The organism is Winogradskyella damuponensis (assembly GCF_039538385.1).
GTDB classification, from domain to species: Bacteria; Bacteroidota; Bacteroidia; order Flavobacteriales; family Flavobacteriaceae; genus Winogradskyella; species Winogradskyella damuponensis.
On record NZ_BAABCB010000002.1, the window covers coordinates 372,339 to 383,853 of the forward strand.

At 34.2% G+C, this 11,515-nt stretch carries 11 protein-coding genes; 3 read left to right on the plus strand and 8 right to left on the minus strand.

Annotated elements, in window-relative coordinates; genetic code table 11:
• Positions 1 to 20: 20 nt before the first annotated feature.
• Positions 21 to 1,043 carry a hypothetical protein gene (locus ABD730_RS01760; RefSeq protein ID WP_334467666.1) on the plus strand — a complete coding sequence of 341 codons (1,023 nt, stop codon included), beginning with the start codon at positions 21 to 23 and terminating at the stop codon, positions 1,041 to 1,043.
• Positions 1,044 to 1,146: 103 nt separating this feature from the next.
• On the opposite strand, the gene gldC is transcribed toward ABD730_RS01760, so the two are convergent.
• Together gldC and gldB are read right to left on the minus strand one after the other, a co-directional pair.
• On the minus strand, positions 1,147 to 1,485 hold the full coding sequence (gldC, locus tag ABD730_RS01765) for a gliding motility protein GldC (RefSeq protein ID WP_215928530.1): 339 nt from the start codon (positions 1,483 to 1,485) through the stop codon (positions 1,147 to 1,149).
• On the minus strand, positions 1,485 to 2,447 hold the full coding sequence (gldB, locus tag ABD730_RS01770; protein ID WP_344712130.1) for a gliding motility lipoprotein GldB: 963 nt from the start codon (positions 2,445 to 2,447) through the stop codon (positions 1,485 to 1,487). Before gldB ends, gldC begins: the two co-directional genes overlap by 1 nt.
• A gap of 85 nt (positions 2,448 to 2,532) precedes the next feature.
• On the opposite strand from gldB, the gene nadE reads away from it, so the two are divergent.
• Together nadE and ABD730_RS01780 are read left to right on the plus strand one after the other, a co-directional pair.
• On the plus strand, positions 2,533 to 3,321 hold the full coding sequence (nadE, locus tag ABD730_RS01775; protein ID WP_334467661.1) for an NAD(+) synthase: 789 nt from the start codon (positions 2,533 to 2,535) through the stop codon (positions 3,319 to 3,321).
• 135 nt (positions 3,322 to 3,456) lie between these two features.
• Complete coding sequence (locus ABD730_RS01780; protein ID WP_215928534.1) at positions 3,457 to 4,086, plus strand: response regulator; 630 nt, start codon at positions 3,457 to 3,459, stop codon at positions 4,084 to 4,086.
• Positions 4,087 to 4,102: 16 nt separating this feature from the next.
• Here the strand turns inward: ABD730_RS01780 and dnaG are convergent, their stop codons facing one another.
• The 6 genes from dnaG to ABD730_RS01810 all read right to left on the minus strand — a co-directional run bounded on the left by dnaG (position 4,103) and on the right by ABD730_RS01810 (position 11,477).
• The gene (gene dnaG / locus ABD730_RS01785) at positions 4,103 to 6,067 is read right to left on the minus strand and encodes a DNA primase (RefSeq protein ID WP_344712132.1); all 1,965 of its coding nucleotides are present in this window, start codon (positions 6,065 to 6,067) and stop codon (positions 4,103 to 4,105) included.
• Positions 6,068 to 6,397: 330 nt separating this feature from the next.
• Positions 6,398 to 6,589, minus strand: a complete 192-nt coding sequence (locus tag ABD730_RS01790; protein ID WP_020895249.1) for a cold-shock protein — start codon at positions 6,587 to 6,589, stop codon at positions 6,398 to 6,400.
• Between the two features lie 130 nt (positions 6,590 to 6,719).
• Positions 6,720 to 8,627, minus strand: coding sequence for a SulP family inorganic anion transporter (locus ABD730_RS01795; RefSeq protein WP_334467650.1), 1,908 nt, complete (start codon positions 8,625 to 8,627; stop codon positions 6,720 to 6,722).
• A 94-nt stretch (positions 8,628 to 8,721) separates the two neighbouring features.
• Entirely contained in the window at positions 8,722 to 9,273 is a 552-nt protein-coding gene (locus ABD730_RS01800; protein ID WP_334467649.1) for a DUF4136 domain-containing protein, read from the minus strand.
• Between the two features lie 18 nt (positions 9,274 to 9,291).
• A complete protein-coding gene (locus ABD730_RS01805; protein WP_344712143.1) occupies positions 9,292 to 11,292 on the minus strand; it encodes a urocanate hydratase in 2,001 nt (666 codons plus the stop codon).
• Positions 11,292 to 11,477, minus strand: coding sequence for a C1orf53 family protein (locus ABD730_RS01810; protein ID WP_215928544.1), 186 nt, complete (start codon positions 11,475 to 11,477; stop codon positions 11,292 to 11,294). Before ABD730_RS01810 ends, ABD730_RS01805 begins: the two co-directional genes overlap by 1 nt.
• Between the last annotated feature and the right edge of the window lie 38 nt (positions 11,478 to 11,515).

The following is an 11,515-nucleotide window of genomic DNA, read 5'->3' on the forward strand; positions in this document are numbered from 1 at the left end:
AGCAAAAAAACCTACTTATTATGAGACTATTATACACGCTTGTATTCTTATTGATGACGTCTGTTATCTATGGTCAAAAATCCACATTATTTCAAAACGTTAATGTAAGAGCAAAAGAACTTAAGCACAAGCTTAATGACTCCGGAGATAGCCTTATCTTTAAATGTGAACGTACTATTTATGAAGTCGTTATTTTTAATGACGATTTTGAACGCGTTATAAAAGTAAGAGAATCTGAAGCTATAATACCTATTGGAGATATACCTGTAGGTAGATATATTGTAGAAGCTTTATTAAGTGATAAGCTAATAGTTATTACTTTATTAAGAAATGAGCCTATAGAGTCGCTTAACGACACTCCTTTAGTTGCAGATAGCTCAGATCTTTTTGGAAGGAAGTTAGTGTCACCCAAAGCTGCTGTAGCTAGTGCCGAAGCTCCTAAAGCATTGCCTAAAGAAACTGTAACTAAGAAAATAGCAGAAACAAAAACAGAAGTTATAAAAAAGCCTATACAGCCTAAAGAAGAATTGTATGGTAGTGAAAGCAGTATAAAAAAGACTGACTTGGCGGTAGCCGGTAAAAAAGCTCAGCCACAAAAGGCCAAGCAACCTGAAAAGAAAGTTGCTGTAGCAAAGAAAAAGGCGCCTAAAAAGAGCAGTTTGTCATTGTTTAGTGCAAAAACAGAGGTGACTAAAAAAGCCCCTGAGATCTCAACACGTGAGATTGATGCAGCTAGAGCAAACAGAGTTGTTAGTACGTATTGGGTTGTTTATAAAATAAATAATGGTCAAAGTTCTGAAAAAATACAGAAAATGAGTGATCAAGATGTTGTTGACAGAATGATTAAGAAAATTGAGATTGACATGAAAACAAAAACAGGTCGATTAAATGAGCTTACAGTTTGGACGGTTTACGATCCTTCTGAGTTTGTGCAACACAAGAAAAAGAATAAAGAAGATTATATGAATATTGCTTCAGAGAGTTTTAATATGGAGCCTTATTATAAAAGGGTAGTAGATGAAGATAAGTCTAGTGATTTATAAAAGTACGAGCTCTTATTAATATATAAATAAAAAATCTCAGGTCAATTATAGCCTGAGATTTTTTATTGATACAATTTTAAATTTAAAAGAAAAGACGCCGTGTTTATTTCTTTTTAAGCTCTAATTTATCAGCAAAATAATCGCAGAAATCTTTCATAGTAGCGGTCATTTTTTCGTCTTGTGTCGCTCTTAAAAATGTATCGCTCATGGTTACTAATGTCTGGTGAAAGAAAAGTTTCATTTCATCTACAGGCATATCTTTTGTCCATAAATCTATTTTTAAAGTTTCTTGAGCATTACTATCCCAAACAGATAACATTATAGCTTTGGCTTCTTCGTTGTCAACACCACCATCTTGGGCAGACCAGTTTAGTTTTTCTGGCACTCTGTTTTCGTCGAGTTCAACGTTTAATACGATTTTAGATTTTATAATTTCAGACATTACTTTTTTGGTTTAAATTTTGATTTTCTAAAGATTTCTTCAGATTCAGTTTGCATGATGGTCATGATATCTTTGCCTGTAGTTTCAGCATAAGCTCTTACAATTTGCCAGCCCATATATTGTCCTAAACGTCCTGGAGACTCATTGTCTAATTCTAAATAAAATTTAGAGAAAGGAGCGTCAGCAATAAAGCGATTGGGTAATTTAGGGTCTGTATTGTACAATAATTCTTTTTCAATAAAATAGCTCCATATTGGACTTTCATTGGCTTCGGCCCATTTTATTTGAGCTTCAGTATAACCTATTTTTTCAGCATCTGTTTTAAATGGAATCATAACATCTTTAAAGTACAGCAGCTTTCCAAAGTATATCATTTCATCTAATAAGGTTTTTCTATTGGTCTGAAATATATATTTTTCGGCATAACCATTAGCTACATCAACTGTAATTAGGTCCTTACGTAAATTAGCAGCAATATACATTGAGATGTTTTGGTAAAATTCGTGTTCTGCACCTAAATAGTTGTCTAAAGCAATAAGTACTAAAGAATCATTAACTATAATTTTATCTCTATAAGCTACATCATTGGTTAAGGTAATTACACGAGGAGATGTAAAGGTTTTGTCGTAATATTTTAAATGTTGAAATAACTGTTTTAATTCTTGTTTAGAAGATTTAAAGTCAGGAAAAGTTTTTTGTACTTCGGATAATAGCTCACGTTGTAAAGTATCGTTCATTTTATGAACCAATATAGAGTCTGGTATATGTTTAGAAAAGAAAAAAGGATATGCCTTTTTTAGCTTTGGTAAATCCTTAGGTGTAGCTTCAAAAAAAGCTTTGTCAAAACGCTCTACAGTAAAATCTGTTTTAATATTAGCAATTTCTTTTTCAATCTTAGACTCTTCATTACAAGACGTAAGTGTCAGTAAGAGTATACATATAAGGTAGAATTTAATTTGCATTTGATAAAATGTTTTTAATACTAACACGATTGCGTTATTTTTGTTGTGCAAAGGTACACTTCTTTGTTTTAAAAATTCAAAAATTATGCAAACTGAAAAAGTTATAAATCACATTGTAGATTGGTTAAAAGACTATGCTGCAAAAGCAGGAGTTAAAGGTTTTGTTATTGGTATTTCAGGTGGAATAGATTCTGCCGTAACTTCAACGCTCTGTGCAAAAACAGGTTTGGAACTTTTGTGTTTAGAAATGCCTATTCATCAAGCGCCAAGTCACGTTACTAGAGCGCAAGAGCATATTGCGCAATTAAAAAAACGCTTTCCTAATGTAAAAGATAAGGTGGTAGATTTAACTCCCGTTTTCGAAGAATTTAAAACAGAAGTAAGTTTAGAAGGAAAGCAATCTACAGTAGATATGGCTTTGGCTAATACAAGAGCACGTTTGCGTATGACAACCCTATATTATCATGCTGGTTTGTATGGCTTGTTGGTTGCTGGTACAGGAAATAAAGTAGAAGACTTTGGAGTTGGTTTTTATACCAAGTATGGAGATGGTGGAGTAGATTTAAGTCCAATTGCAGATTTGTTAAAATCTGAAGTTTATGAAATAGGACGTTTTTTAGACGTGCCAGCTTCTATTATAAAAGCGGCTCCTAGTGATGGCTTATTTGGAGATGCCCGTAGCGATGAAGATCAAATAGGAGCTTCTTATCCCGAGCTAGAATGGGCTATGGAAATGAAAGCCAATGGGAAAACTGTTGCCGACTTTGAAGGTAGAAACCGTGAAGTATTTGAAATTTTTAATAAATACAATAGCTCAAATAAACATAAAATGGTTGCGATACCAGTTTGTGAAATTCCTAAAATTTTAAGGTAAAAACTGTAGTTTGTCGAATAAATTCTTAAAATTCTTTAATTTTTGGTTATTTTTGTGTAACAAATCTACACATAACCATTTAGCCTAGCCGTTGTTATAAATAATTAACACCTAACAAAAAAAAAGTCGATTATCATGATAAATATTTTGATTGTTGATAGTCATCCTATCATTAGAACTGGATTAGAACTATTTTTAAACAGTAAGCCAGATTTAAAAGTTATAGGTAGTTTAGGTAGTGGTATTGAAATCTTTGAATTTGTACGTCGCCATAAGGTTGATATTATTATATCTGAAGTCGACTTGCCAGAACTCAATGGTATTACAGCACTTAGAGCGATTAAAAAAGAAAACAAGTCTGTAAATGTTTTAATGTTTAGTCATCAGCCTGAAGAAATCTATGCTATAAGTACGCTTAAAGCAGGAGCATCAGGATACTTAAGTAAAACGGCTAATGTTCAAGATATAGAAACTGCAATCCGAAAAATTAGCGCAGGAGAAACCTCTCTCAGTGAAAAAATGGACAAGCATTTGCGTTATGAGGATACCAGAAAAAGCAGAAGCCGTATGTTTAAAAAACTTTCAACTAGAGAAGTTGAAGTCTTAAAACTGCTTTCTATTGGTCGTAAAAACAAAGAAATTGCACAAGAATTAGATATTAACGAAAAAACAGTTAGTACGTACAAAGCGCGACTTTTCAAAAAGCTTAACGTGACTAATATTGTAGATTTAATTCATCAAGCTAAGCACCACAACTTAACATAGAAGCTTGTTTTTGCTGTTATCCTAATACTTTTCCTAATTTTCTAGATAATAACCTTTTAAGACTAACGTAGTCTTTTACATCTTCCATAATAGCACGTAGGTCTGCATTTTTATTTAAGGTCTCATTTTTATATTCGGCCACTTTTTGGTCAATTAAATGACAACGTAAACTTAAAATGGTTTGGCTTACCAATTGAGGAACAGAATCTGTCTTTTCTTTTGGAACAATTTGATTGCGTTCCCAATCGTGTAAATTATAGCGCTCATCTTCCATTAAAATACTTGTTACCGTACTTGCAGATTCTTGGTCTAGCTGATTGATGAAATTTTTGGTAGAAAAATTTTCGTCTTGATTCAACCGGTCAATAATAGCGTAGTAGAGGGCTTTAAATTGTGTATTAGAAAACTGCATTTCATCTTCCTGAAGATCTAAATATATTTTTTCAAATACACGTGCTTCATGTTTGGTAGGTTCTAATACCAACTCTTTAGAGGCTTCGTCTTCCTTTAAAATTAAATCTTCAAATTGTTCTGTACGATCTCCATAAAGCATTAATATTTCTATGATTTTTCGTTCTAATTCAAACTGAACATCTACTTTTTGTTTAGGTTGAGGTTCGTTTTTTACAACTTGAAATGCTTTTTGGTCTTGTTTGTATGTTTTATTAGCCTCTTGATTTTCTTTTTTATTGATTTGCGCTAAGGTACTAAATAGCACATTCTCACTAATATCCATAATGCGTGCACATTCTTGAATATAGATTTCGCGTTTAATCTGATCTGGAATTTTAGCAATACTATTTACAATATCACGAATGGTTTCCGCTTTTTTAATCGGGTCATTATTAGCTTCTTTAACTAATAGTGATGCTTTAAACTGAATAAAATCTTTGGCATTCGCTTCAAGATAAGCCGTAAGTTCTTCTAAGGTGTTTGATTTTGAAAAACTATCTGGATCTTCACCATCAGGAAACGTACAAACTTTAACATTAACTCCTTGTTCTAGAATTAAATCTATACCGCGAATAGATGCTCTAATTCCAGCGGCATCACCATCAAAAAGCACTGTAATGTTATTAGTAAGTCTGTTAATTAAACGAACTTGGTCTGCAGATAAAGCCGTTCCTGAAGAAGAGACTACATTCGTAATTCCGGTTTGGTGAAACTGAATCACATCTGTATAGCCTTCAACTAAATAGCAATTGTCTTCTTTGGCAATACTTTGCTTAGCGTGAAACAAACCATACAACACTTTACTTTTATGGTAAATTTCGCTTTCAGGCGAGTTTAAATATTTAGCTGCTTTTTTATCGTTAACTAAAATTCGTCCACCAAAGCCAAGAATACGTCCACTCATACTATGAATAGGAAACATAACTCTGCCTTTAAATCTATCAAAGCGTTTTTCTCCTTTAACAATCGTTAAGCCTGTTTGTTCAAGGAAATTGATGTTATAGCCTTTTCCTAAGGCATCGTCTGTAAAGGCTTGCCATTCGTCTAAAGAATAACCTAACTGAAACTTTTTAATGGTGTCTTCTGTAAAACCACGCTCTTTAAAGTAGCTTAAGCCAATAGCCTTGCCTTGGTTGGTGTTATGTAGTACTTTTTGAAAATACGTGTTTGCGTATTCGCTAACCAAATACAAACTTTCTCTAGTATCAGCTTGTGCCTTTTCTGCGTCTGTTTGTTCGGTTTCTTCTATTTCAATATTATATTTTTTGGCGAGATATTTTATAGCTTCAGGATAGGTAAAATGCTCGTGTTCCATTAAAAAGGTAACAGCATTTCCGCCTTTTCCACTAGAGAAATCTTTCCAAATTTGCTTTACGGGCGAAACCATAAAGCTCGGAGAACGTTCTTCACTAAAAGGACTAAGGCCTTTAAAATTACTACCTGATTTTTTAAGTTGTACAAAATCACCAATAACCTCTTCTACGCGAGCGGTTTCAAATACTTGTGCTATAGAATTTTGTGAAATCATTTGTTCTGTGTTCCTGTAAAAGTAGGAGTTTTATTAATGTTTTATGCGTTTTGTGGATTTCTGTCAATACAGAAATAATAAGTTTGTAAATTTAAGATAAAAACAATTTGTATTAAAAATTAATGCGCTAAAGTAATCGTATGATCTAAAATAAAACGCCAAATTTTGGTTTAACTGTTAGACTAAAAACAGTTGGTTATAGGAATTGGATTTTATAAATCATAGCTGGTATATTTAAAGTGGCTAAGTATTGGTAAGCTTAAAATTAAGCACAAAAAAAACCTATCTAAAAGATAGGTCTTATGCTTAAAAAGATTGTAAGGTATATAATTATATAACTTTTACATTTACTGCGTTTAATCCCTTTTTTCCTTCTGCTAAATCGAATTCTACATTATCGCCTTCTCTAATCTCATCGACTAAACCAGAAATATGTACAAAATGCTCTTTGTTGTTTCCTTCTTCTGTTATGAATCCAAAACCTTTAGAGTCATTAAAAAATTTTACTGTACCAGTACTCATATTAAAATATATTAAATTAAGATGCAAATATAGTTTAAATAGTTGGTAATCAATTATTTTGAGTCTTTTATTTTTAAAAAAAGATAAGTGTCTAAAGATTAGTCTTTAGAGATTCTAAAAAGCTTATAAATTAGATGTTATATTCCGAAAGTGGTTTTGTAAATTTTTCTGGATTTTCAGCCAAATGATAACGAGGGTCATCAATAGCTTCAACAATGACATCTTTAAATTTAGGACTGGCTTTATAAAGCAATATTTTACAATCCTCGCTCAGGTGTTTTAGTTTTATGGTTTTGCCTGCAGCCTGATATTTTTCAACCAATGTATAAATAGCTTCAATAGCCGAATGATCCGAAATTCGAGCTTCTACAAAGTCAATTTCTACAATGTTAGGATCGTTTTTGATATCAAATTTTTCGTTAAATGAGGTAATACTTCCAAAGAATAATGGGCCCCAAATTTCATAAGTTTTTGTACCGTCTTCTTTAAAACGTTTACGAGCTCTAATTCTTTTGGCATTTTCCCATGCAAACGATAAGGCCGAAATAATAACCCCTACAAATACAGCAATGGCTAAATCAAAAATTACAGTTACTACAGAAACAATAATTAGTACTACAGCATCAGATACAGGAATTTTTTTCATGATTCGGAAACTAGACCAAGCAAAAGTTTCAATAACCATCATAAACATAACACCTACTAAAGCTGCAATTGGTACTTGTTCTATATACTTATCTGCAAAAAGGATAAATGTAAGTAGCGTTATTGCCATCATTACACCAGACAAACGTCCTCTACCTCCAGCATTAATGTTTATAACTGTTTGGCCAATCATACCACAACCACCAGTACCACCAAATATACCACTTAGCATGTTTCCTGCTCCTTGAGCAACACATTCTCTGTTACCATTTCCTCTAGAATCGGTTAGTTCGTCTACAAGATTCATCGTCATGAGTGTTTCTATTAATCCAACAGAAGCCGCTAAAAAGGCATAAGGAGCTATAAACTTTAAGGTGTCTAAGTTAAAGGGTAGATGACTCCAAAGGTCAAAGAGGTTGAGTTTACTAGATAATTCATCAAATCCATTGAGACCAGCTCCTCCACCATCTCTAATAAAGTCTCCAACATTTATAGAATGCAGTCCACTAAAAATAGAAATTAAAGTAACAATAAGAATTGCTGTTAATGCCGCAGGTAATTTTTTTGTGAGTTTAAATTTAGGTAAGCCCCAAATTAGAAGCATAGTTAATAGTACAAGGCCTATCATAATATATAGCTTTTGACCTTGTAAAGTAGATTTAACAACGCCCTTATCTTTTATAGAATAGAAGCCGTTGTTTTTAATATTAAAGACCACTCTTTTTGTTTTAACATCAAAAACCTGATCGTTTGATGCTATAAAAACAGTTTCGCCTGTATTTATGTTGATTATATTTTCGCCTTCTATAGAAAATAATTCAGTGTCAGAAATTAAATCTCTTACCTTGTTATCACTAACATTATAAACCAATTCTTTTGATACGGTTTTACGCATGTTTTGTCCAAAAACATCTTTTTTGTTTTCTTTAAACATTCCCAATTGTGCAATAAAAATAACAATGGCTAAACCGTTAACAAATCCCATCATTACAGGGTGTGGAATTAGGCGTACAAACTTTCCGAGCTTAAAAACACCGGCTATAATTTGAATAATTCCCATTAACACGACGGCTGCTAATAGATAAAAATAGCCCATGTTTTCCACCGGAGTATCAAATAAAAGACCTTTGGCATGTCCTTCTTGGATCATGTAAACAAAAATAACAGCCACAGCACCTGCAGCTCCTGAAATTAAACCAGGTCTACCTCCAAAAAGTGCCGAAATAATACCAATTATAAAAGCACCAAAAAGTGCAACAATAGGGCTTATCTGTGCCACAAAAGCAAAAGCGACGACCTCAGGAATCATAGCCAATGAAACGGTTATACCTGCAAGGATGTCATTTTTAGGGTTTTGAGTAATTTTTTTAATGATGTTTCTACCTAGCTTCATAGTTCCTTAAATTAAAAGGCGGCAAAGATAGACTTTTTGAATTTAACAAAAAAAGCATCGGTTTCCCGATGCTTTTTTTTAATAGGTGTGATGCTTATTTTTTTTCTGGTGGAAACTGCGCTAACATTTGAGAGACAAATTCATTAATGCGTGCTTCTTTCTTTTCTACACTTCTAGTTTCAAGATTTCCTGTTCCAGAACCTTGCCAAATTAATTCTTTCTTATTCGCATCTATAAGGTCAATGTATAAAACACCTTCTGTTGTAGTAGATACTTGGTTGTTGTTCCAGCCAGATCTCCAGCCCCAACCGCCATAACCTCCCCAGCCCCAAGCACCACTGCCCCAAGCATTGTTGTAGATATCTACACGTTGGTTAGATTTGGTAAATATGCTAACCAGCATATCTGGGTTTTCAGACTTGGTATAGCCTTTTGCCATTAATTCAGACTCAATAGCTCTAAGAATTCGCCTTTTATCAAGATCGTTAATTTCGGCTTTGTCAATTCCGGGTTTAAAAAATGCGAAAGTCTTGTAATTTTCAAAATTGGCTTCTCTGTCATAATCTGTTGCCACTCTTACCGAGCTACAAGATGATAAGACTATAAGTAAAAGAAACATTGGAGTAAGTTTGAGTAGTTTTTTCATAACAGCTTTGTTTTTTTATTACACTTCATTTAATAAATCATCATCTACGAAATTTGGTAAGGTTACTTTTAAGTTTGGTTCCGTTTCCATGGCGCGTTGTATTGCAAATACAGCCCCTTCGTTTCTTGCCCAACTGCGTCTAGAGATACCATTATTAACGTCCCAAAACAGCATTTGTTTTAATCGTTTTGATGCTTCTATACTACCATCAAGAACCATACCAAAACCACCGTTTATAACTTCGCCCCAGCCAACGCCTCCACCATTGTGAATGCTTACCCAAGTGGCTCCTCTAAAACTATCTCCAATAACATTCTGAATGGCCATATCTGCTGTAAAGCGTGAGCCATCGTAAATATTACTAGTTTCCCTGTATGGAGAATCTGTTCCCGAGACATCGTGATGGTCTCTTCCTAAAACAACAGTACCAATGTCTCCATTTTTTATGGCTTGGTTAAATGCTTCGGCTATTTTCATACGACCTTCGGCATCTGCATATAAAATTCGGGCTTGTGAGCCTACAACCAATTTGTTTTCTTGTGCTCCTTTTATCCATTGAATGTTATCAGCCATTTGTTGCTGAATTTCCTCAGGTGAATTCTTTTTAATGTCTTCTAAAACACGACAAGCAATAGCATCTGTTTTAGCTAAATCTTCTGCTTTTCCAGAAGCACATACCCATCTAAAAGGACCAAAACCATAGTCAAAACACATAGGCCCCATAATATCTTGAACGTAGCTTGGGTACTTAAAATCGATACCATTATCTGCCATAACATTAGCTCCAGCACGAGAAGCTTCTAGTAAAAAGGCATTGCCATAATCAAAGAAATAGGTGCCTTTTGCGGTGTGTTTATTAATAGCATCTGCATGGCGACGTAAGGTGTCTTGAACTTTTTCTTTAAATAATTCGGGTTGGTTCGCCATCATTTCGTTAGCGTCTTCAAAAGAAACATCTACAGGATAGTAGCCACCAGCCCACGGATTGTGTAATGAGGTTTGATCACTTCCTAAGTCGATATGAATATTGGCTTCATCAAATTTTTCCCAAACATCTACCACGTTGCCTAAATACGCTATAGAAATGGTTTCTTTGTCTGCTTTGGCTTTATTAACACGATGAACAAGCGCATCTAAATCGGTAATTTTTTCGTCTATCCAACCTTGGTCTAATCGTACTTGTGTAATTTTTGGGTTCACTTCGGCACAAACCGTAATGCAACCTGCAATATTACCAGCTTTGGGTTGTGCTCCAGACATGCCTCCAAGTCCTGAGGTTACAAAAAGGTTACCTTTAGGTTCTTTTTTTATTTTTCTAAAGCCATTAAGTACCGTAATTGTTGTGCCATGAACAATACCTTGTGGTCCAATATACATATAACTTCCCGCCGTCATTTGTCCGTATTGGGTCACTCCTAAGGCGTTAAATTTTTCCCAGTCGTCGGGTTTAGAATAATTAGGGATCATCATCCCGTTAGTCACTACAACTCTTGGCGCTTCTTTATGTGAAGGAAATAATCCCATAGGATGACCAGAATACATCACTAGAGTTTGTTCATCATTCATCTCAGCCAAATACTTCATGGTTAATCTGTATTGCGCCCAGTTTGAAAACACTCCGCCATTACCACCATAGGTAATTAATTCGTGCGGATGCTGTGCTACAGCATGATCCAAATTGTTCTGAATCATAAGCATAATCGCTGCGGCCTGTGTTGATTTTGCAGGATATTCAGCTATTGGTCTGGCGTACATTTTGTAGTCTGGCCTTAAGCGATACATATAAATACGACCGTAAGTGTCTAATTCGTTTTTAAACTCAGGCAATAAGGTCTTATGGTCCTTTTTATCAAAGTAGCGTAAGGCATTTTTTAAAGCCAATTTTTCTTCGGCTTTAGATAATATAGCTTTGCGTTTTGGAGCATGATTAATAGCGGCATCAAAAGGTTTTGGTGCTGGTAAAGGGTTAGGAATGCCTTCTAGTATTTGGTCTTTAAATGATAATGTGGTTGTATGCATTACTTTTTTTTTAACGTATTTTTTTCTTTTTTAAGCGGAGACGATGTATTAAATCCATACGGACAATGTCTGCAACCGCTCTCACAACAATAACCGCGTTTTAAATGGTATTGCTCGGTAAAACAACGGTAGCCTTCTGGTGTAAGGTAGTAGTCTCCGTCTTCAATGGGAACGTATTTTTTCATATCTTAACAAAGATAATGTAATTTGGATTGATTTTTGA

Coding starts and splice junctions, on each gene's coding strand:
- ABD730_RS01780 (WP_215928534.1), top strand. CDS start 3,457: ATGATAAATATTTTGATTGTTGATAGTCATCCTATCATTAGAACTGGA.
- dnaG (WP_344712132.1), bottom strand. CDS start 6,067: ATGATTTCACAAAATTCTATAGCACAAGTATTTGAAACCGCTCGCGTA.
- gldC (WP_215928530.1), bottom strand. CDS start 1,485: ATGTCTGAAATTATAAAATCTAAAATCGTATTAAACGTTGAACTCGAC.
- ABD730_RS01795 (WP_334467650.1), bottom strand. CDS start 8,627: ATGAAGCTAGGTAGAAACATCATTAAAAAAATTACTCAAAACCCTAAA.
- ABD730_RS01790 (WP_020895249.1), bottom strand. CDS start 6,589: ATGAGTACTGGTACAGTAAAATTTTTTAATGACTCTAAAGGTTTTGGA.
- ABD730_RS01810 (WP_215928544.1), bottom strand. CDS start 11,477: ATGAAAAAATACGTTCCCATTGAAGACGGAGACTACTACCTTACACCA.
- nadE (WP_334467661.1), top strand. CDS start 2,533: ATGCAAACTGAAAAAGTTATAAATCACATTGTAGATTGGTTAAAAGAC.
- ABD730_RS01800 (WP_334467649.1), bottom strand. CDS start 9,273: ATGAAAAAACTACTCAAACTTACTCCAATGTTTCTTTTACTTATAGTC.
- gldB (WP_344712130.1), bottom strand. CDS start 2,447: ATGCAAATTAAATTCTACCTTATATGTATACTCTTACTGACACTTACG.
- ABD730_RS01805 (WP_344712143.1), bottom strand. CDS start 11,292: ATGCATACAACCACATTATCATTTAAAGACCAAATACTAGAAGGCATT.
- ABD730_RS01760 (WP_334467666.1), top strand. CDS start 21: ATGAGACTATTATACACGCTTGTATTCTTATTGATGACGTCTGTTATC.